This window comes from Solimonas variicoloris DSM 15731, assembly GCF_000382285.1.
GTDB classification, from domain to species: domain Bacteria; phylum Pseudomonadota; class Gammaproteobacteria; order Nevskiales; family Nevskiaceae; genus Solimonas; species Solimonas variicoloris.
On the sequence record NZ_KB907929.1, the window covers coordinates 21,682 to 42,293 of the forward strand.

Below are 20,612 nucleotides of genomic sequence, written 5' to 3' on the forward strand. Positions count from 1 at the left end.
CTGTCCGCGTGAATGACGATCCGGCCGCCGACAACGACATCGCCCGCCTCCAGGCGCATCTGGGCGCGCCGGGCAGCCTGCGCTATGTCGACCAGCACGAACTCGATGCGGTGGCGCTCGCGCTCGCGCGCTGGCCGCTGCTGAACGCGCTGCAGGCGGAGCGGCGCGCGGCGAGCGTCGGAGCGGAGGTCTCGGCTTGACGACAAGCGCGGCGACGCCGCTCGGCATCGGCGGTCTGCCGCCCGGCACCGACGCGCTGCGACCCGGCGCCTGCTATGGCCTGGCCTGCGCGCCGCATCCGCCGCCGGCGCTGCTGCTCGGCCTCGTGCGCGCGGCGGCCGGTGCCAAGCGGCCGGTGCTCGTGCTCTGCGCCGATCCTGCCGCGCTCGCCGCGGAGCTGGCCGGGCAAGGCATCGAAATCCGGCGCGCGCAGCAGCGCGGCAGCCTGCGCTGGCTGCAATGGCGGGCCGACGCCGTGGCCCGCGGCCAGCGCGCCGGCGCGCTGCAGCTGTTCGACGAACTCGATCACTACGGCTGCGCCGACGGCGCGCTGGTCGTCGTCTGGGGGCTGCATGGCCTGCCGCCGTCGGCCTCGGCCGCCGCTTGCGCCGCCTGGGCGCGCGCCCGCCGTGCGTCGCTACTGCTGGTTGCCGACGGCGCGGACGAGGCCGCGGTGGCGGCGCGCGCGGCGCTCGACGGCGACGCGACGATGAACGCCGGGACGGGCGCCGGCGAGGCGCCATGGACCTTGCGCTTGCGGCACTGGAACGGCGCCGCCGGACGGCCCGGACCGGCGCTGCCCGCGCAAAAGCTGAAGCTCGGCGACGACGGCGCGCTGACGGTGATCCTCGACGACGCCGCCGAGCGCGCGCGCTGGGTGCAGGTGGCGGCGACGGCGGCGGACCGCACGCATGTGCTCCTCACCGAGCGCGCGGCCGACGGCCGCGACGACTGGCCGGCCGACTGGACGATCGTCGCCGACGGCGCGGCGCTCGAAACCGCGGCCGCCGGCGCGCAGGCGGCCTGCTGCGTGCTCGACTACGCCGATCTGCAGGCGCAGGCGGCGCTGGTGCGGCGCGTATATCGCCTGCGCCAGCAGGCCGGGCGCGCGCTGAAGATCGTGGTCCGCGCCTGCGGCCTGCGCCTGCGTCACGGCCAGATCCAGCTGCTGCTGGCGCTCGGCGCCGACGCCGTCGTCGACCGCGGCGCGACCCCGGCGGCGCTGGTCGAGCGCGTGGCGGCGCTGCAGGGCCGGATCTACGAGCGCCCGCTCGACGTCGACATCGAGCGCACCATCGCCGCGGCGATGCCGCTGCGCGGCGGCTATCTGCCGCTGCCGGCCTTCGTCGACGAGGTCGAGCGCGCGATGCACACCGTGGTGGGCGACGACAGCGTGCTGGTCCGTCTGGTGCCGCTGCCGGATCTGCCGCTGGTCGACGCGCTGCGCTACTGCCGGCCGCGCCGTCCCGGCGATTGCTTCAGCGCCGACGAGCGCGAGGCTTATCTGTTCCTGCCCGGTTGCGCCACGGCGGAGATCGAAGGCGTGCTCGAACGGATCTTCACGCGCGTGCCCGGCGATCTGTTCCTCGGCTACCTGCTGCAGACCGGTGCCGGTCCGATCGGCGAGGCCATGCGCGCCTTGCGCGCGCGCGCGGCCGCACAGCCGCCGCTCGATCTCAGCGACGCGCTGCTGCGCATTCCGTTGCGCCAGGAAGCCGAGCCGCTTGCGGCCGCGGTGCCGGCGCCGCGCACGGTGCACGCCGCGCCGCGGCGCACCGGGAGCGCGGCATGAGCGCCGCCGTCGCGTTCGCCGTGAAGCTCGCCGTGGCCGCGCTGCTGCTGCTCGGCGTGCTGCTCGGCCTGTTCGTCGCCGACCGGCGGCTGGCGCCGCGGCGCTGGTATCCGAGGCTGCGGCGTCTGCGCCGCCGTCTGCTCGGCCGCGCCTGGTATCCGGTCCTGCTCGAACCGTGGACGCCGCCGGACTCCGGCGCGAAGCGCCCGTGAGGCCGGCATGAAACTCGTGGCCATCGTCTCGCCGTGCGGCGGTGTCGGCCGCAGCATGCTGAGCGCCGCGCTCGCCGATGCGCTGCATCGCCGCGGGCATCCGGTGCTGGCGATCGACTGCGATCCGCACAACGACCTGGCCCTGCATCTCGGGGCGACGGCGCGCCCGCAGCGCGGCTTTCTCGCGGCGATCAGCGACGGCAGCGACTGGCGCGAGACCGCGCTCGCCAACTCGGACGGCGTGCAGTTCGTGCCGGCCGGCGCCGCCGGCGACGATCTCGCCTCGGCCTGCGCGGTCGCGCTCGGCGCCGATCCCGAGGGGCTGCGCAGCCGCTTCGACGTCGGCGAATGGCAGGACGACGCCATCGTCCTGGTCGACACGCCGTCGCTGCCGTCGCGGCTGGCCGCGCAGGTGGCGGCCGTCGCCGACCGCGTGCTCGCGGTGCTCGGCGCCGACCCGATTTCGTTCGGCGGCATCGCTCGCACCGAGGCGCTGCGGCCCGGGCAGGTGCATTACGTGGTCAACGGCTTCGAGCCGAACCGCCCGCTGCAGAACGACATTCGCGTGCTGCTGCGGCGCGAGCTCGGCGAGCGCCTCGCGCCCTATGCCGTGCATCGCGACGGCAGCGTCGCCGACGCGCTGGCGCGCAACCGCGCGCTGCTCGCCGATGCGCCGGCCAGCCAGGCCGCCGCCGACCTGCAGCTGCTGGCGTCGTGGCTGCTGCGCGCGCTGGACGTGACGGCGTGAACGGCGACGCGCTGCTGGGCCGGCTCGCGGCGCCGCTCGGCGTGCGTCATCCGCGCGCGCTGCGCGAATGGCTGCGCAACCTCTTCCTGCTGCCGGCCGAGCAGATGCGGCCGTGGCCGGCCTGGCTCGAGGTGCTGGCCGCGCCGCCGCTGCGCCTGGCGGCGCGCGAGCTGGGCGTCGCACGGCCGGATTCGGCGCGCGACTGGATCATGGCGCTGCTGTTGTTCCGCCTGCCGCTCGACGCGGCGCCGACGCCGGCTCCGCGCGCGCCGCTGCTGCGCGCGCTGCACGAGCTCGGCGGCGCCGTGTCGGCGCTGCTGCGCCTGCTGCTGTGGCCGTTCCGGCGCTTCGAGCAGCTGCTCGACCGCTACGATTTCCAGCCCGCGAGCGCGCGCCTGCACCGGCTCGCCGATCGCGTCGATGCGGTGCCCGTGCCGCTGCGCGTCACCGCCGGCGTGCTGTCCGCCGTCCTGCTCTGGGTCTGCGCGACCACGCCGCTCGGCTACGCCGAGCAGCTGCTGCTCGGCGCGCTGATGTGGACCAGCGCGCTGATGCTGCGCCGTCTGCCCGGCAATCTGCCGACGCTGGTGCTGATCGCCTTCTCGCTGATCGCGTCGAGCCGCTACATCTGGTGGCGTCTCACCCACACGCTCGATCTGCAGACCGACTTCGACCGCCTGTTCGGCTACGGCCTGATCGCGGCCGAGTGCTACACCTGGCTGATCCTCGCGCTCGGCTATCTGCAGTACTGCTGGCCGCTGCACCGCAAGCCGGTGTCGCTGCCGGCCGACACCGCGCGGTGGCCGACCGTCGATGTCTTCGTGCCGACCTACAACGAACCGCTGCGCGTGGTGCGGCCGACGGTGCTCGCCGCGCTCGGCATGGACTGGCCGCGCGACAAGCTGCGCGTCCACATCCTCGACGACGGACGGCGCGACGAATTCCGCGCCTTCGCCGCCGAGTGCGGCGCGCGCTACCTGACGCGGCCGGACAACGCCCACGCCAAGGCCGGCAACCTCAACCGCGCGCTCGGCCAGACCGACGGCGAGCTGATCGCGATCTTCGACTGCGACCACATCCCGGTGCGCTCGTTCCTGCAGACCACGGTCGGCTGGATGCTCGCCGATCCGAAGTGCGCGATGCTGCAGACGCCGCATCATTTCTTCTCGCCGGACCCGTTCGAACGCAACCTCGGCACCTTCCGCCGCGTGCCGAACGAGGGCAGCCTGTTCTACGGCCTCGTGCAGGACGGCAACGATCTGTGGAACGCGACCTTCTTCTGCGGCTCCTGCGCGGTGCTGCGCCGCAAGCCGCTGGAGGAAGTCGGCGGCATCGCCGTCGAGACCGTCACCGAGGACGCGCACACGGCGCTGAAGATGCAGCGCCGCGGATACAACACCGCCTACCTGCGCCTCACGCAGGCCGCCGGCCTGGCCACCGACAGCCTGTCGATCCACGTCGGCCAGCGCATCCGCTGGGCGCGCGGCATGGCGCAGATCTTCCGTCTCGACAATCCGCTGTTCGGCCCGGGCCTGAATTTCTTCCAGCGGCTCTGCTACAGCAACGCCATGCTGCATTTCTTCAACGGCCTGCCGCGCCTGGTCTTTCTCACCGCGCCGCTGGCCTATCTGTACTTCGAGATGCACGTCATCAACGCGGCGGCGGCGACGCTGATCACTTACGCGCTGCCGCATCTGTTCCTCGCCAACCTCACCAACTCGCGCGTGCAGGGCCGCTACCGGCATTCGTTCTGGGCCGAGGCCTACGAGACGGTGCTGGCCTGGTACATCGCCTGGCCGACCACGGTGGCGCTGTTCCGCCCGCATGCCGGCAGCTTCAACGTCACCGCCAAGGGCGGCCTCGTCGAGCGCGACTATTTCGACTGGCGCATCGCCATGCCGTATCTGGTGCTGATGATCGCCAACGTCGTCGGCGTGGCGCTCGGTGTCGTGCGCCTGGTCGACTGGAACCGCTTCGAACCGGCGACGGTGCTGATGAACATGGCCTGGGCGGTGTACAGCCTGATCATGCTCGGCGCGGCGCTCGGCGTGGCGGCGGAGATGCGTCAGGTGCGCGTCGCCTCGCGCGTGCCGATGCGCGTGCCGGCCTCGCTGTATCTGCCGGACGGCTGCGCGCTGGCCTGCACGACCAGCGATTACTCGATCCAGGGCCTGGGTCTGGTCGCCTCCGCGCCGGTCGAGCTGGCGCGCGGCACGCCGGTGCGCGTGCTGCTGCGCCACGGCGATCAGGAGTTCTCGTTCGGCGCGCAGGTGGCGGCCGTCCAGGGCCAGCATCTCGGCGTGCTGCTCGACGACATGAGCGTCGAGCAGGAACGCCGGCTGCTGCTCTGCACCTTCGGCCGCGCCGACGCCTGGCTCGACTGGAATCAGCAGACGACCCCGGACCGGCCGCTGGCCAGCCTCGCCGAGATCATCCGCTTCGGCGGCCTGGGCTACGTGCGCCTGTGCGAATCGCTGCTGCGCGGTCTGCGCCGCGGCCTCGCGGCGCGGCGCGCCGCCGTCTCGCCGCAGCCGGTCTGAGGGTGCCATGGGATTCTGGAGCTTCTACTTCTTCGCCAAGCTGCTGCTGTACTACCGCGGCGACATCGGCTTTCACGTCCTCTACAACCTCGGCTTCGCGGCGCTGACGGCGTGGCCGCTGCAGCGGCGCTGGCTGCGCGTGACGCGTCAGGTGCTCGCCGTGCCGCTCGGCATTTCGCTGCTCTACTACGACTCCTTCCTGCCGCCGATCCGGCGCGTGCTGGCCACGGCCGGCGACGTGATGACGTTCTCCGGCGCCTATCTGCTGGAGCTGGCGGCGCGCTTCTTCAATCCGCACGTGGCGCTGGTGCTCGCCGCGCTGCTGCTGGCCTGGCTGCTGCTCGCGCACCGCCTGCGCATGGCGACGTTCGCCATCATCGGCATCCTGACGGTGCCGGCGGTCGGCGCGCTGCAGCAGCTGCGCGTCGCGGCGCCGGCGGTGGCGGCGTCGGGCGCTCCCGGCGCCGCCGCTGCCGCCGGCGCGAGCGTCGCGCTGACCGACGCTTCGCTGAGCGAGCGCCTGCAGGCCTTCTACGCCAGCGAAGCGCCGCGCCGCGTGCGCTTCACGCCGCCGCCGGCCGACAGCGCAGCGTTCGACGTGCTGATCGTGCACGTCTGCTCGCTGGCCTGGGACGATCTGCAGTACGTCGGCGCGCAGGACCATGCGCTGCTCAAGCGCTTCGACCTGCTGCTGCGCAATTTCAATACGGCGGCGAGCTACAGCGGGCCGGCGGCGATCCGCGTGCTGCGCAGCGCCTGCGGGCAGACTTCGCACGCGGCGCTGTACAAGCCGGACCCGCCCGAGTGCCACCTGCTGGCGGATCTCGCGGCGGCCGGTTTCGAGCCGCACTGGACGATGAACCACGACGGCCATTTCGGCGATTTCGTCGGCGACGTGCGCGCCAACCTCGGAGTCGCCGCCCGCCAGGACGTCGACCCCGGCGCACGCGTGGCGATGCACGCCTTCGACGGCTCGCCGATCTACGACGACTACGACGTGCTGTCGCGCTGGTGGCAGAAGCGGCAGGCCCTGCCGGCGGCGCGCGTCGCGCTGTTCTACAACACGGTGACGCTGCACGACGGCAACCGCATCGACGGCTATCGCCCGGCGAACTCGCACGACAGCTACCAGCGGCGCGTGACGATGTTCCTCGACGACGTCGGCCGCTTCCTGGATCTGGTTGCGCAGTCGGGGCGGCGCGCGGTCGTCGTCATGGTGCCCGAGCATGGCGCCGCGGTGCGCGGCGACCGCATGCAGATTTCCGGCCTGCGCGAGATCCCGACGCCGGCGATCACGCTGGCGCCGGTCGGCGTCAAGCTGATCGGCCCGGGCTACGCCGCGCAGCCGCAGCGCGCCGTCGAGACGCCGACGGCGCTGCTCGCGGTGGCGCAGCTGCTGGAGAATCTGATCGCCGATGCGCCGTTCGCCGGCGGCGACGCGCTGGCCGCGGCGGCGGCCAACCTGCCGCAGACCGATGCGGTGTCCGAGAACGAGCAGACGGTGCTGATGCGCGTTGGCAGCGACTACCAGATGCGTACGCCGGACGGCGCCTGGACGCGCTACGACACCCGCAGCGATCAGTAGTCGGCGTAGGGGCGCGGCGGTTCCGGCGGCGCGCGCAGCACGCTGCCGGGCAGCAGCAGGCGGCGCACGTAGAGCGTGAGGAAGTTCGGCTCGTAGTAGTCGGAGCGGTCGAGCGCGCCGCGCAGGCCGAGCGCCCAGTCGCCGTCCAGCGCGTATTCGATGCGCGCCTGCAGGCTGCGCCCCCAGCCGCTGCTCGAACCGCCGTCGTAGACCGGCCGCGTGTAATGCGGTGGCAGCGGCGACAGTGCGGCGCTCGCCTGCAGCGCCGCGTCGTCCGGATAGAACGGCGCGTCGTCCTCGCGGCTGTTGGTGTGCGACAGCGCCGCCTGCAGCTGATAGCTCCAGCGCTCGCTGCGGCCCTGCCATTCGAGCGGCAGACTCAGCGACAGATAACGCTGCGGGCTGTAGTAGCCGCCGTGGCCGAGCGTGTAGTAGCGCAGGTTCTTCTCGTAGTCCCAGTAACGCAGGCCGAGGCCGATGTAGACGCGCTGCGCATTGCGGTCGTAGAGCCGGTAGTCGGCGCCGGCGCTGCCGCCGATGTAACGGTTGTCGGCGACGTTGCGGCCGTCCAGATACGACGCGCCGAACGACGCGCGCCAGCTCAGCGCGCCGCCGTACTGCGCCAGATCGAGCGTCAGGCCGTTCTCGCGCACGCCGCCCCAGATTTCGTGCGTGACCGGATCGCGCGTGCCGGCGTAGGCCAGCAGCGTGCTCGTCACCGGCCGCCGCGCGAGGTCGATCGAGTAGCCGAGCGGGCCCAGCTCGCCGTCGTAGCGGATGCCGCCGAGCAGATCCTGCACCGGAAAGCCGAGCGGGCTGGTGCCGAGATCGAGGCGCAGGCCGCCGCTGGTGTAGCCGGCGGCGAGCGCGACGCCGCTGGCCGACTGCTCCAGCCCGGACGGGAACGCCAGGACCGCGTCCGGGCCGCGCGCCTGCACGCTGCCGAACAGCGACGCGTCGTCGTAGTTGCCGGGCAGTCGGCCGGCATCGAGATCGATGATGTCGGCATGCGCGAACAGCTGGCCGTCGTAGCGCCAGGGCCAGCTGACCTCGATCGGCAGCTGCAGGCTGCGCGTGTCCGAGTAGCCGGGCTCGCCGGCCTTGCTCTGCCAGTCGAGGCCGGCGATCACTTCGGCGTGGCGCTGCGCGGCGAGTGCGGCGAGCGCGGCGCCGAGCGCGGCGTCGTCGGGGCGCTGTGCCAGCGCCGCGCGGTATTCGCGCACCGCGCGCGTGTCATGGCCGGACAGCTCGCTGAGCCGCGCCGACTGCGCCAGCCAGTCGGCGTCGCGCGCGCCGGCGGCGCCGGCCGCGTCGAGGGCGCGGCGCGCCGCTTCGTAGTCGCCGAGCGCCTGCAGGCGGCGCGCGGCGCTGCGCAGGACCGCGGCGTCGCCGCCGGCATGGCGCAGCGCGACGTCGATCTCGGCGCGCGCCGCCTTGCGCTGCCCGGTTTCCTCGAGCGTGCGCGCATGGTCGAGGCGCAGGCCGGCGTCGTCCGGACTGCCGGCGAGCAGCTGCGTGTACTGGCTTTCGGCCTGCGGCCAGCGTTGCTGCGCGGCGAGCGCGTCGGCGTACAGGCGGCGCAGGCCGGCGTCGTCGCTCTGCCCGAGGGCGCGTTCGTAGACGGCCAGCTGCGCCTGCGCATCGCCCTTGGCGAGCGCGGCCTCGGCCTCGCGCTGCACGAGCCCGCGGCGCAGTGCGGCGGCGGTCGCGGCGAGCGCGGCCGGCGCGTCGGCCGGCACTGCATCGAGCGCCTTGCGCAGGGCCGCGTCGTCGCCGGCGGCTTCGAGCACGCGCAGGCGCGCCGCGCCGAGTTCGGCGCGGCCGGCGGCGTCGATTGCCGGCGGCGGCGCGTCGAGCACCGCCAGCGCGGCCTCGGCGTCGCCGATCGCGGCCCAGTACTGCGCCAGCTGGCCGAGCAGGGCGGGGTCGTGGCCGGCCGCCAGCTGCGCGGTGAGCAGATGGTTCTGCGCCGCCGCCAGATCACCGCCGCGTTGCGCCTCGACGGCCGCGCGTCCGGATACGGCGACCTGCAGGCTCGCGTAGTGGCGCTGCATGCCGGCGCTGCGCTGCGCCGCCGGCACCGCCTGCAGGGCCTGCAGGGCGTCGGCGTCGGCGCCGAGGGCCGACAGGTACAGCGATTGCGCGTAGCGGCTGTCGGCGTCGGCCGGCGCGAGCGCCGCACCCTCGGCCATCAGCGCACGGCCGCGCTCGGCCTGGCCGAGCCGTGCGTAGGCGCGCGCCAGCGCATAGCGCAGCCAGGGATCGGCGGGCGTCGCCTGCAGGGCCTGGTCGAGATCGGCGACGCCGGCCTCGCTGCGGCCTTCGGCGAGCGCCTGCTCGCCGCGCGCTTCGTGGAGCACGGCGCGGGCGCGGCTGACGTCGGCGCCCGCGTCCGGCGCCTGCGCCAGGAAGGCGTCGGCGACCGCGAAGCCTTCGTCGTAGCGGCGCAGCGCGGCCAGCGTGCGCACGCGGCCGAGCAGGGTGCGCGCGAGCGTCGGCTCGCGCGCCGCGGCCCGCTCGTAGGCGGCCAGCGCCGCGGCGAGCGCACCGCTCTCGCGCAGGCGGTCGCCTTCGTCGGCGGCGCTGCGCGCCTCGGCTTCCGCCTGCTGCTGCGCCCGCTGTGCCTCGGCTTCGGCTGCGGCCTGCGCTTCGGCGCGGCGCCGGGCTTCGGCCGCGGCGAGCGCGCTTGCCTGGCGCGCTTCGGCTGCGGCCGCGGTTTCCGCCGGCGCCGGGGTGGTGGCCGCTTCTGCCGTTGCGGTCGCGGCGCGGGGCGTCAGTCGCAGCGCCGGCTCGTCGTCCGGCGCGAGGCGCGCGTAACGCGCCAGCATTGCCGCCGTGACTTCGCCGGGGCCGGCGTCTTCGAGCGCTTCCTTCCAGGCGTTCATCACCGGCTCGTGGCGGACGTCGTCGCGCTCGGCGAGGTCGGCGAGCAGGGCCAGCGCCCGCGGCCGCGTCGCGGGTCGCGTGGCGAGATGCTCGGCGAGCGCCAGCAGGTAGCGCGGATCGCTGGGCGTGTCGGCGACGAGCTTTTCGAAGCCCTCGCGCGCGGCGTTCCAGCCGTCCGGCGTGCGGCCGATCACCCGGTAGTACTCGATGCCGAGATCGTGGCCCGGCGGCCCGTCCGGGAACAGTTCGCGCAGCGCCGCGAGCGCCTGTGCGTATTCGGAGATTTCGAGCAGCCGCCGGATCGAGGCGAGCTTGATGCGGTCGCGCGTCGATACGCGATAGGCAGTGTCGAACTCGCGCGTCGCCGCTGCGTCGGGGGCTTGCGCCCGCATCGCGGCGAGGCGCCGGCCGGCGTCCTCGAAGCGGCCCGAGCGCAGCTCCAGCAGGCCCATCTCCAGCGCGATGTTCAGGTCGTCCGGGCGCGAGCGCTGCAGCTTGGTCAGCGAGTCCAGCGCCAGATCGCCGCGGCCGTGCGCCTCCCAGACCCAGGCGCTGCGCCACAGCACCGCGTCCGCCGAATCGACGGCCAGCGCGTTGCCGCTCGCGGCGAGCAGGGCGACGGCCAGCAGTCGGCGCAGGTCCGGGTTCACTCGGCCCGCAGCCGCGTCTCGGCGCGTCGCCGCAGATAGCCGTAGATGCCGAACGCGGAGAGGAAGCCGGCGACCAGCGCGAGCAGCAGCAGCAGGCCGGGGTGCCGGGCGAGGTGGAACCAGATGCGGCGCCAGAGGCTGAGGTCGCCGACGTAGTACGGGCGCTCGCTGGCGAAGCTCGCCACCTCGTGCTCGCGCACGATGGCGGTGTCGCCGCGGATGTCGCGGATCATGCCGGGGCTGTCGAGCGCCTCGATCAGCGCGTCCTGCGCCGGCACCGTGTTGGCGACCAGCGCGACCACGCTGCGGCCCGGGCGCAGCGGCGACTCGAAGGCCAGGAAGGCGGCGAGATGTCCCGTCGTCCTGAGGCTGACGCTGCGTTCCGCGGCGCGGTGCGGGTCGGGTTGCAGGGCATTGGCCTTCATCGACGGCGGCACCGGCGCGTTCCGGAACTGCCGCTTGGCGTCCTCGATCGTCAGGCTGAGCTCGTGGCCCCACTGCGACAGCAGATCGCCATTGCGGCCGCGGCCGATCACCAGCAGGTCGGCGTCGTGCAGGCTGGCCAGGTCGTGGCTGTCGGCGATGCGCACGCGCAGCGCCGGCGCGCCGGTGATGCGGCCCATGCGGCCGAGCAGGAACAGCATCGTCTCGAGGTCGTGCGCGCCCGGCGCGTCGGGCAGCACGACGGCCGTTTCGGCGAGGTCGGCGTAGGTCGTGAACGGATAGCCGGCGTTGGCGAACAGCGCCAGGTCGGGCAGCGCCGTGTAGTGCGCGAAACTGCTGATGTCGATCGTCGAGTCGGCGTCGATGCCGGCGCGCAGCAGATCGGTGAAGGTGCCGCGGCACAGGCCCTGCTTGTCGTACTCGATCGCGTACTGGAACTGCAGCTGGTTGTCGCTGCCGATCGCGAACGCCGGGATTTCGAGGCGGCGGTGATCGACGATGCTGCCGTCGCCAAGCACGCCGTCGAGCAGATTGCCGTCCTGGCCCGGCGTCGGCGCTTCGCGCAGTGCGTAGGAGCGGATCAGCTGATCGTTGAGGCTCAGCGACAGCATCGAATTGCCGCGTACCGCCGGCGGCGTGTAGCGGTAATAGAGGTCGAGCGGGATGCCGCGATCCCAGAACAGCAGGTCGGGCGGCAGCCGCAGGTTGACGCGCACCGGCGCCGGCGCGTGGCCGTGCGCCTGCAGGTCCGTGGGATCGTCGACCAGCTCGCCGAGCTTGACCGGGCGGTCAGCGCGCACCCAGTTCGGCGCGTCGTAGGCCGGCCGCCGCTGGCCGAGCTCGACTTTCTGCACGGTGGTCTGCGGCCCGCTCAGCGCGGCCTGGCCGAGCACCAGCGCTTCGGCGGCGAGCGCCAGCTGCGCGGCGTCGGCGCCCTGCACGACCAGCAGCATGGCCTGCGGTTGCTGCGGATTGCGCAGCATGCTCAGCGTCGGCGCCTGCACGGCCGGCAGATCGAGGCCGCTCGGCCGCTCGGCATTGGTGGCGAACACCAGCGCGTGGCCGTCCGGCAGCGTGTCGAGCGAAACCGGGAAGTGCGCGCCGCGGTAGCCGGCCAGCACGCCGAACCACGAGGCGACGACGCCGGCGCTGCGCAGCAGTTCCTTCGAGGGCTTGGCCGGCAGCAGTACCGGCAGGTCGAGCCGCTTGTTGTCGCGGCGGTCGAAGAACGGCGCCGGCAGCAGCGCGAGATCCGGCGCCAGCGGCAGCGGCCGCAGCCGCAGGTCGAGGCGGCTGCCGGTGCTGATGGTCGCCCACAGGCTGCTGTGCGCGGGGTCCTCGCATTCGCGCGTGTAGTGTCCGATCAGGTCGAAGCGCAGGCGGTTGAAGTCGCTGAAATACGCCGGGTCGATCGGGATCTCGCGCTCGACCTCGACGCCGGCGTGCTCATGGTCGAGCGGCACGGCGGCGATGACTTCGTCGTTGACGCGGATGCGCAGATGCGAGAGGTCCGGCAGCAGCGCTGGCGAGTAGGTGTAGCGCAGGTGCAGCGTCGCCGCCGTCGCCACTTCGTCGAGGCGGATGCCGAGCGGCACGCCGGCGATGCCCTCGACGCCGCGCAGTTCGAGCGGACTGCCGACGCCGAGCTCGCGAAAGTCGATCTGCACGTCGCGGGCCGGCGGCTGCAGCGCCTCGGGTTGCTCCGGCGCGGCCGCGGCGGCCAGCGTCACGGCGCAGGCGCAGGCGGCCGCAGAGGACAGCCATCGCGAGCGCGGTCGGCGCCTGGTCGTCATGGATCTCCCTATCCTTCTGGTTCGACGTCGGGCGACATCGCACGGGCAGTGTAGGCCAAGCCGCCGGCGGAACCGTAGCCGGGCGCTGGCCGGCGCCGCCGGACGATCGGGCGAACGGTCTTCCGGCGGCGCCGCGCCGGTCTGCCGCGGGTGGGCCGCCGCCTGCAGCGCGAACGCCGCGGGCGGCAGCGGCGCGGGCCGCGGCGGCCCTGCGGCCATGATTCATTTTTACCAGCGCCGCCGGCGTTTCCTGTCATGGCGACGACAAGCAAGCGGTCTACGCTTTCCGGTTTTCGGGAATCAGGCGGAACGCGCGATGGACAACAACGACAACGGGGCCGGCAAGCCGGTCGATCTGACGCGGCGCAAGGTGCTGGCCGGCATCGCCGCGACGGCCGGCGCGGCCGGTCTGGCGGCCTGCGGCGGCTCGGGCGACACCAGCGATGATGCGGCCACGCAGCCGCTGCCCGCGCCCGAGGCGTCCGGCATCGACCACATCGTCGTGGTGATGATGGAGAACCGTTCGTTCGACCATTACTTCAGCTGGGTGCCGGGCGCGACGACGGTCAACCTGTCCCGGCTCAAGCTGCTCGACAGCGACGGCAACGCGGTCGCCGGGCGGCAGCTGACCGACTACCAGAACTGCCAGCTCGCCGACCCGGATCACGGCTACGACGGCGGCCGCCTGCATCTCAACGGCGGCAAGATGGACGGCTTCCTGCTGACGCAGCCGGTCGGCGACGACTTCCCGATCGGCTTCTACACCGCCGACGATCTGCCGTTCTACAAGGGCGTGGTCGAGAACTTCACGCTCTGCGACCGCTACTTCACCGGCATCCTCGGCCCGACCCAGCCGAACCGCTACTACATGCACGCCGGCCAGACCGACAAGAAGAACAACGACATCACCTTCTTCTCGCAGCCGACGGTCTGGGACGGTCTGAAGAGCGTCGGCCGCAGCGGCCGCTACTACTACGGCGATCTCGCCGGCTGGGCGCTGGTCAGCCTCGAATTCGCCGGCCACAACCCGGGCGTCGCCAACATCCGTCCGTACGCGCAGTTCCTCAAGGATGCGGCTAGCGGCGACCTCGCCGATGTCACCTACATCGATCCGTCGATGCTCGGCGAAGGCGCCGGCACCTCCAACGACGATCATCCGCTGGCCGACATCCGCAAGGGCCAGGTGCTGCTCAACGAGATCTACGACGCGCTGCGCAACAGCCCGGCCTGGGAAAAGACGCTGCTGATCATCAACTACGACGAGTGGGGCGGCTTCTACGATCACGTCGAACCGCCGTTCGCGCCGGTCACGTACGAGGAATACCAGGCCACCGGCAACGACGGCCGCCTCGGCTTTCGCGTGCCGTGCATGGCGATCGGCCCGCGCGTGAAGCGCGGCCACATCGCCAAGCAGCAGCTCGATCCGAATTCGATCCTCAACATGATCTCGTGGCGCTTCGGTTTCGCGCCGCTCGGCGCGCGCGGCACCACGTCGATGAACTTCGCGCACATCCTCGACTTCAAGTCGGCGCCGAAGCTCGACGCGCCGGCCTTCAACGTGCCGGACGATGCGTCCTACGGCCAGGCCTGCTCGGCGCAGCTGTCGTCGGCCAAGACGACGATGACGGCGGAGCGCTACGCGGAAGTGCAGCGCCGCCACGCCGAGCACATCGACGAGTGGAAGGGGCTGGTGCAGGCGGCGCTCGACGCCGGGCTGGTGCCGCCGAACTGAGGCGGCGCGCGACGCCGTCGGGGTGGCGTCAACTGTCAAACCACTGACACGCTCGTCAGCTAGAGTGCGGCGTTCGGAAGGGGACCGGACGCCGCACGCACGGCGCCGGCCTCGTACAGCCGCCATGCAGGCGGCCCTGCGTCGTTTCGGGAATCAGAGAATGGACAAGCGGTTGGGTTTGGCGCTGCTGGCAGTACTCGGTCTGCTCGGGCTCGCCGCCTGCGGCGGCAGCAACGGTGCCGGCGGCTCGCCGGCGAAGACCGACAGCGTCGGCCATGTCTTCGTCATCGTGATGGAGAACAAGAGCTACGACAAAACCTTCGGTCCGGATAGCGCGGCGCCGTACCTCGCCACGCAGCTGCCGGCGATGGGTGTGCTGCTCGAGAACTACTACGCGACCGGCCACGCCAGTCTCGACAACTACATCTCGATGGTCAGCGGCCAGGGGCCGAACGCCGACACGCAGGCCGACTGCGCGATCGTCTTCGACAGCTTCCTCAGCAACATCGACAGCGACGGCCAGATCCAGGGCCTGAGCTGCATGTATCCCGACACCGTGCCGATGCTCGCCGACCAGTTCCGCGCCGCCGGCATCAGCTGGAAGGGCTACATGCAGGACATGGGCAACGACCCGAGCCGCTACGACTCGGCGCTCGCTGCTTCGGACGCCCGCCCGCAGGGCCCGCGCACCTGCGGCCACGCCGCGATCGGCGGCGTCGACAACACGCAGTCGGCGACCGCCGACGATCAGTACGCGATGCGGCACAACCCGTTCATGTACTTCCACAGCGTCATCGACGATCAGCCGTACTGCGACGAGCACGTCGTCAATCTCGACGACGCTTTCGCCGAGGATCTCAAGCGCATCGACACGACGCCGGCGTTCAGCTTCATCACGCCGAATCTCTGCGACGACGGCCACGATTCGAGCTGCGCCGACGGCACAGTCGGCGGCCTGACCGGCATCGACCGTTTCCTGCAGAAGTGGATCCCGATCATTATGGCCTCGCCGGCTTACCAGAAGGACGGCCTGATCGTCGTCACCTACGACGAGTCCTCGAACAGCGCGAGCAATTCCGGCGACATGGACGCCTGCTGCGGCGAGAAGGGCACCGGCTGGCAGCTGCTGTTCAAGCCGGGCATCCTCGGCCCGGGCGGCGGCCGCGTCGGCGCCGTGCTGATCTCGCCGTTCATCAAGCCCGGCACGGTGTCGACGCTCGCCTACAACCACTATTCGCTGCTGCGCAGCGTCGAGGATATCTTCGGCCTCGACTACCTCGGCCACGCCAAGGACGGCAACACCGCGAATTCGGTCTCGCCCTGCGAGCACGACAAGCAGCCGTGCAGCTTCGGCGCCGACGTCTACACGCGGCAGATGCCGAGCATGCCGCCGCGCCCGGCGGGCTGAGCACGTTGCGGTTCCTGCTGCGCCGCCGCTGCGCCGCCGCGCTGACGCTCGCGGCGATGGCGCTCGCCGCCTGCGGCCCGGCCTACGATCCGACCGCCGCGGCTGCCGCCGAGAAGGCGCGCGGCCGTATCGGCAACGTGCTCGCGCACATTCCGCCGCAGTGCTATACCGCGACCGAAGGCGGCGCCAATCCGTGCTGGGTCTGCCACACGGCGAAGAACAACCGCAACGGCGCCGACGACCGGGAACTGCAGGCGCAGTACCAGTTGAATCCGATGGGGCGCGTCAATCACTGGACCAACCTGCACGCCGACCGCCGCGCGGCGGTCGCCGCGCAGACCGACGCCGACACGCTGCGTTATGTGCGCGAGGACAACTACGCGCCGCTGCGCGCGGCGCTGGCGCGGCTGCCGGCGGCGCAGCGTCCGCGCTGGCAGCCGGATCTCGATCTGGCGCGCGGCTTCGCCGCCGACGGTTTCGCGCGCGACGGCAGCGGCTGGCGCGCGTACCGCTACAAGCCGTTCCCCGGCACCTTCTGGCCCACCAACGGCAGCGCTGACGACGCCATGGTCCGCCTGCCGCCGGCCTTTCGCCGCGATGCCGCCGGCCGTGATTCGGACGCGGTCTATCGCGTCAACCTGGCGATCGTCGAGGCCGCCGTCGCGGTGCCGGACACGCGCGGCGACGCTGCGCTCGATCTGCCGACCGAGCCGCTCGACGAGCGCGCCGCCGGTTTCGATCTCGACGGCGACGGCCGCCTCGGCACGGCGCGCCGCATCGCCGCGCTGCCGGCGCACTACGCCGGCGCCGCGCAGGAGATCGCGGTGAAGCGCTACGCGTATCCGCTCGGCACCGAGTTCATGCACGGCGTCTACTACCTCGATCCGGACGCGCCCGAGATGCGCGCGCGCCGCCTCAAGGAACTGCGCTACGCGCGCAAGATCTTCGAGCTCGACGACGCGCACCTCGCGCTGCAGTACGCGAAGGACGCGCGCGAGCAGCAGACCGGCGGCTGGCCGTACTTCGGCGGCGACGCCTTCAGCGGCCTCTTCAGCGAATACGGCTGGCAGCTGCAGGCCTACATCGAGCAAGCCGACGGCCGCCTGCGGCTGCAGACGCGCGAGGAGCAGATGTACTGCATGGGCTGCCACAGCGGCATCGGCGTCACCGTCGACGGCAGCTTCAGCCTGCCGCGCAAGCCGCCCGGCGCGGCCGGCTGGGGCTATGCGCGTCTCGCCGGACTCGTCGACGCGCCGCAGGCCGGCAGCGACGAACCCGAATATCTGCGCTACCTGCGCCGCGCGCACGGCGGCGACGAATATCGCGCCAACGACGAGATGCTCGCGCGCTACTTTCCGGGCGGCGTGCTCGACGAGGCGCGCGTGCGCGCCGCCGCGGTTGCCGAGCTGATCCTGCCGTCGCGCGAGCGGGCGCTGGCGCTCGACAAGGCCTATCGCGCCGTGGTCCGCGAACAGAGCTTCACGCTGGGCCGCGACGCGCTGCCGGCGCCGGCGGCGCATGTGCATCGCCGTGTCGACGGCGCCGAGACCGGCCTGCGCGAGGTGGACGGCCGCGTCTACCGGGACGGCCGTCTGTGGCTGGACGGGTCCGCGACGCCCTGAGCGGCGTTTCCTGCCGCCCGCGCGCGGCGCGCGACTGCGGGCCGTGATCGGCTGGGGCGGGCGCGCCCGCCCACCCGATGCGCGCCGCGCCCGGCGCGAGGGGCGCGAGGCCGCGGCTCTTGCGCGTGACGCCCGGCGTGCGACGATGCGGCGATGAGCGTCAAGACCTATCCCGTCGATGCCGCTGCGTTCGCCGGCTGGGACGGCAGCATCGCCGGCGCGCGCCGCCTGCAGCGCGAACTGGCGCAGCGCGTGCGGCTGGTCGACGACTTCGCGCCGCTGCGGCGGATCGCCGGGCTCGACGTCGGCTTCGAGGACGGCGGCACGGTCACGCGCGCTGCCGCCGTGCTGCTCGATGCGCACAGTCTCGCGCTGCAGGCGGAGACGGTCGTGCGCCGGCCGACGACCATGCCCTACGTGCCGGGCCTGCTCTCGTTCCGCGAACTGCCGGCGCTGCTCGAAGCGCTGCGCGCGCTGCCCGAAGTGCCCGATCTGGTCTTCGTCGACGGCCACGGCATCGCCCATCCGCGCCGGCTCGGCATCGCCGCGCATGTCGGTGTGGTCAGCGGCCTGCCGACCATCGGCGTCGCCAAGAGCATTCTCGTCGGCACACATGCCGCCGTCGGCGAGACGCGCGGCGCGCGCGCCGAGCTGCGCGATGGCGAGACGCCGATCGGCACCGTGCTGCGCAGCAAGGATCGCGTCGCCCCGCTGATCGTCTCGCCGGGCCACCGCGTCAGCCTCGCCACGGCGCCCGAGCTGGTGCTGCGCACGGTGACGCGCTACCGCCTGCCCGAGCCGACGCGACTCGCCGACCGTCTCGCCTCGCGGCGTGGCGGCTATACCGGCGCGCCGCGCCCATGAACGCCGCACCGCTGGACGACCGCTGCCCGTGACGCGGCTGTCAGCTTCGGGTCAGCGGTTCAGCCTCGGGGCTCCGTTACAGTGCCCGGCCTGCGCCGCCCGCCGGATCCCGGCCGCCCCGATATGATGCGGAAGGCTGGTGGTCCGCCGACGCGGCCGGCACGCCTGAACCGAGACTCGCCCCAGATGAAGATCCTCATCGTCGAAGACGAAAGCAAGACCGCCGACTACCTGCAGCGCGGCCTCACCGAGCAGGGCTACGTCGTCGAGGTCGCCAACAACGGCCCCGATGGCCAGCACTACGCGCTGCAGTACGACTACGACCTGATCATCCTCGACGTGATGCTGCCCGGCGCCGACGGCTTCGCGGTGCTGCGCGCGATCCGCGCCGTCAAGCAGACGCCGGTGATCATGCTGACCGCGCGCGACCGCGTCGACGACCGCGTCAAGGGCCTGCGCGACGGCGCCGACGACTATCTCGTCAAGCCGTTCTCGTTCCTCGAACTGGTCGCCCGCATCCAGGCCATCACGCGCCGTGGCCGCGGTCAGGATCCGATGCAGATCAACGTCGGCGACCTGCAGATCGATCTGCTCAGCCGCCGCGCCTGGCGTGACGGCCGCCGCCTCGACCTCACCGCCAAGGAGTTCGCGCTGCTCGCCGCGCTGGCGCGCCGCCAAGGCGAGATCATCAGCAAGACGGTGATCGCCGAGCAGGTCTGGGACATCAACTTCGAGAGCAACGCCAACGTCGTCGAGGTGGCGATCAAGCGCCTGCGCGCCAAGATCGACAACCCGTTCAAGCACAAGCTGCTGCACACCATCCGCGGCATGGGCTATGTGCTCGAATCGCGCGACGGCGAGGACGGCGCGACGTGACATCGACGTCGATCGCGCGGCGCCTGTCGCTGATGTTCGCGACGGTCGCCGTGCTGATCTTCGCGCTGGTCGGCGTCGCCCTCTACCAGGTGCTGCGCACCGAGCTTGAGCGCCAGCAGCTCAACGAGCTGTCGACCAAGTTCAGGCTCGGCGAGCAGCTGATCGAGCACTGCACGACCTATGTGAAGTGGGAGTTCGTGACCGGCCGCCTGGCCGGGCTGTCGCCGGGTGACGACAGCACGCAGTTCTGGGCGCAGAGCGCGGACCCGCGCTTCCGCTTCGGCGATCTCGGCCGCCTCGACAGCCTGCGTCCGCCGGTGCCGGACGGCTTCAGCCATCTCGAACTGAGCGGCCACCGCGCGCCGCTGCGCAGCTTCGCGCGCACCATCGCCGCCAGCGGCGAGCGCCCCGACGTGCGCTTCATCGTCGCCATCGACGCCTCGCCGTACCTGCACACCGAGCGCACCTTCGCGATCGCGCTGGCACTGATTTCGGCGCTCGGTGTCGGGCTCGCGGCGCTGCTCGGCCACTGGGTGGCGCGCCTCGGGCTGGCGCCGCTCGATCGCCTGTCGCGCGAGGCGCAGCATCTGAGTCCGCAGCACCTTTCGCAGCGCCTCGTGCTGGAGCCGCTGCCGCGCGAGCTGTCGGAGCTGGCGGCCTCGTTCAACGGCGCGCTCGATCGCCTGGAGCGCGCCTACATGCAGCTGCAGGCTTTCAACGCCGACGTCGCCCACGAGCTGCGCACGCCGCTGACCAATTTGATCGGCCAGACCGAGGTCGCGCTCGCCAAGAAGCGCGCGCCCGAGGAGCTGGAGGACGTGCTGCAGTCGAATCTCGAGGAGCTGGATCGCCTGCGCGCGATCATCAACGACATGCTGTTCCTCGCCCGCGTCGATCAGGGCGCGCAGGCCGAGACGCGCGCCAGCGTGTCGCTCGCCGACGAGGTCGGCAAGGCCGTCGAGTTCATGGACGTGGTGCTCGACGAGGCCGGCATGCGCGTGGAGGTCGAAGGCGACGCGCGCGCCGGCATCGAGACCTCGCTGTTCCGCCGCGCGATCACCAACCTGCTGCAGAACGCCGTGCAGTATTCGGCGCCGGGCGCCGAGATCCGCGTGCTGATCGAGCCGCGCGAGCAGGCGGTACAGGTCGCGGTCGCCAACCCCGGCGAGCCGATCCCGGGCGAGCACCTCGGCCGCCTGTTCGACCGCTTCTATCGCGTCGATCCATCGCGCGGCAGCGGCGCCGCCAACCACGGCCTCGGCCTGGCGATCGTCAAGGCGGTGGCGACGATGCACGGCGGCACCGTCTTCGCGCGCAGCCGCGACGGCATCAACACCATCGGCTTCACGCTCGCGCGTCCGGCCTGAGCGGCGGTGCGCAAAGCAAAATGAGAACGCTTCCGACAGCGTGGCCGACGCTCCGGCATCATCAGCTTCCTTGTTCAACCACCACCACGTTCT

At 72.3% G+C, this 20,612-nt stretch carries 14 protein-coding genes; 12 read left to right on the forward strand and 2 right to left on the reverse strand.

The window, feature by feature from the left end; all coding sequences use genetic code 11:
* Nucleotides 1-8: 8 nt before the first annotated feature.
* From bcsR to bcsG, 6 genes are read left to right on the forward strand one after another with little or no spacing between them, the layout of a single operon-like run.
* On the forward strand, nt 9-200 hold the full coding sequence (gene bcsR / locus H149_RS0107805) for a cellulose biosynthesis protein BcsR (protein ID WP_020649188.1): 192 nt from the start codon (nt 9-11) through the stop codon (nt 198-200).
* A complete protein-coding gene (locus tag H149_RS0107810) occupies nt 197-1,792 on the forward strand; it encodes a BcsE family c-di-GMP-binding protein (RefSeq protein WP_020649189.1) in 1,596 nt (531 codons plus the stop codon). Before bcsR ends, H149_RS0107810 begins: the two co-directional genes overlap by 4 nt.
* Nucleotides 1,789-2,004: a hypothetical protein gene (locus H149_RS0107815; RefSeq protein ID WP_020649190.1), complete on the forward strand. Its 216-nt coding sequence runs from the start codon at nt 1,789-1,791 to the stop codon at nt 2,002-2,004. Before H149_RS0107810 ends, H149_RS0107815 begins: the two co-directional genes overlap by 4 nt.
* Nucleotides 2,005-2,011: 7 nt before the next feature.
* The gene (gene bcsQ / locus H149_RS0107820; protein ID WP_020649191.1) at nt 2,012-2,752 is read left to right on the forward strand and encodes a cellulose biosynthesis protein BcsQ; all 741 of its coding nucleotides are present in this window, start codon (nt 2,012-2,014) and stop codon (nt 2,750-2,752) included.
* Complete coding sequence (bcsA, locus tag H149_RS0107825) at nt 2,749-5,292, forward strand: UDP-forming cellulose synthase catalytic subunit (protein WP_020649192.1); 2,544 nt, start codon at nt 2,749-2,751, stop codon at nt 5,290-5,292. The genes bcsQ and bcsA overlap by 4 nt, the downstream gene beginning before the upstream one ends.
* A 7-nt stretch (nt 5,293-5,299) precedes the next feature.
* Entirely contained in the window at nt 5,300-6,877 is a 1,578-nt protein-coding gene (bcsG, locus tag H149_RS0107830) for a cellulose biosynthesis protein BcsG (protein ID WP_020649193.1), read from the forward strand.
* On the opposite strand, the gene H149_RS0107835 is transcribed toward bcsG, so the two are convergent.
* Together H149_RS0107835 and bcsB are read right to left on the reverse strand one after the other, a co-directional pair.
* Nucleotides 6,871-10,413 carry a cellulose biosynthesis protein BcsC gene (locus H149_RS0107835; protein WP_020649194.1) on the reverse strand — a complete coding sequence of 1,181 codons (3,543 nt, stop codon included), beginning with the start codon at nt 10,411-10,413 and terminating at the stop codon, nt 6,871-6,873. The genes bcsG and H149_RS0107835 overlap by 7 nt on opposite strands.
* Nucleotides 10,410-12,650, reverse strand: a complete 2,241-nt coding sequence (gene bcsB, locus H149_RS20155) for a cellulose biosynthesis cyclic di-GMP-binding regulatory protein BcsB (RefSeq protein WP_083930880.1) — start codon at nt 12,648-12,650, stop codon at nt 10,410-10,412. Before bcsB ends, H149_RS0107835 begins: the two co-directional genes overlap by 4 nt.
* Before the next feature lie 316 nt (nt 12,651-12,966).
* On the opposite strand from bcsB, the gene H149_RS20160 reads away from it, so the two are divergent.
* The 6 genes from H149_RS20160 to H149_RS20170 all read left to right on the forward strand — a co-directional run bounded on the left by H149_RS20160 (nt 12,967) and on the right by H149_RS20170 (nt 20,519).
* Nucleotides 12,967-14,382 (forward strand): alkaline phosphatase family protein, encoded by a 1,416-nt coding sequence (locus H149_RS20160; RefSeq protein ID WP_020649196.1) that lies wholly within the window; start codon nt 12,967-12,969, stop codon nt 14,380-14,382.
* A gap of 160 nt (nt 14,383-14,542) precedes the next feature.
* Entirely contained in the window at nt 14,543-15,790 is a 1,248-nt protein-coding gene (locus tag H149_RS20165; RefSeq protein ID WP_039748470.1) for an alkaline phosphatase family protein, read from the forward strand.
* A 5-nt stretch (nt 15,791-15,795) separates the two neighbouring features.
* Complete coding sequence (locus H149_RS0107855; RefSeq protein WP_020649198.1) at nt 15,796-17,412, forward strand: Aq_1262 family (lipo)protein; 1,617 nt, start codon at nt 15,796-15,798, stop codon at nt 17,410-17,412.
* A gap of 153 nt (nt 17,413-17,565) precedes the next feature.
* Nucleotides 17,566-18,276: a deoxyribonuclease V gene (gene nfi / locus H149_RS0107860; protein WP_020649199.1), complete on the forward strand. Its 711-nt coding sequence runs from the start codon at nt 17,566-17,568 to the stop codon at nt 18,274-18,276.
* Between the two features lie 186 nt (nt 18,277-18,462).
* A complete protein-coding gene (locus H149_RS0107865) occupies nt 18,463-19,152 on the forward strand; it encodes a heavy metal response regulator transcription factor (protein ID WP_020649200.1) in 690 nt (229 codons plus the stop codon).
* The gene (locus H149_RS20170; RefSeq protein ID WP_020649201.1) at nt 19,149-20,519 is read left to right on the forward strand and encodes a heavy metal sensor histidine kinase; all 1,371 of its coding nucleotides are present in this window, start codon (nt 19,149-19,151) and stop codon (nt 20,517-20,519) included. Before H149_RS0107865 ends, H149_RS20170 begins: the two co-directional genes overlap by 4 nt.
* Nucleotides 20,520-20,612: the final 93 nt, after the last annotated feature.

Excerpts from the sequence above, each read along its gene's own strand:
- H149_RS0107815 (WP_020649190.1), top strand. The coding sequence starts at position 1,789 with ATGAGCGCCGCCGTCGCGTTCGCCGTGAAGCTCGCCGTGGCCGCGCTG.
- bcsQ (WP_020649191.1), top strand. The coding sequence starts at position 2,012 with ATGAAACTCGTGGCCATCGTCTCGCCGTGCGGCGGTGTCGGCCGCAGC.
- bcsG (WP_020649193.1), top strand. The coding sequence starts at position 5,300 with ATGGGATTCTGGAGCTTCTACTTCTTCGCCAAGCTGCTGCTGTACTAC.
- bcsB (WP_083930880.1), bottom strand. The coding sequence starts at position 12,650 with ATGACGACCAGGCGCCGACCGCGCTCGCGATGGCTGTCCTCTGCGGCC.
- H149_RS20160 (WP_020649196.1), top strand. The coding sequence starts at position 12,967 with ATGGACAACAACGACAACGGGGCCGGCAAGCCGGTCGATCTGACGCGG.
- H149_RS20165 (WP_039748470.1), top strand. The coding sequence starts at position 14,543 with ATGGACAAGCGGTTGGGTTTGGCGCTGCTGGCAGTACTCGGTCTGCTC.
- nfi (WP_020649199.1), top strand. The coding sequence starts at position 17,566 with ATGAGCGTCAAGACCTATCCCGTCGATGCCGCTGCGTTCGCCGGCTGG.
- H149_RS0107865 (WP_020649200.1), top strand. The coding sequence starts at position 18,463 with ATGAAGATCCTCATCGTCGAAGACGAAAGCAAGACCGCCGACTACCTG.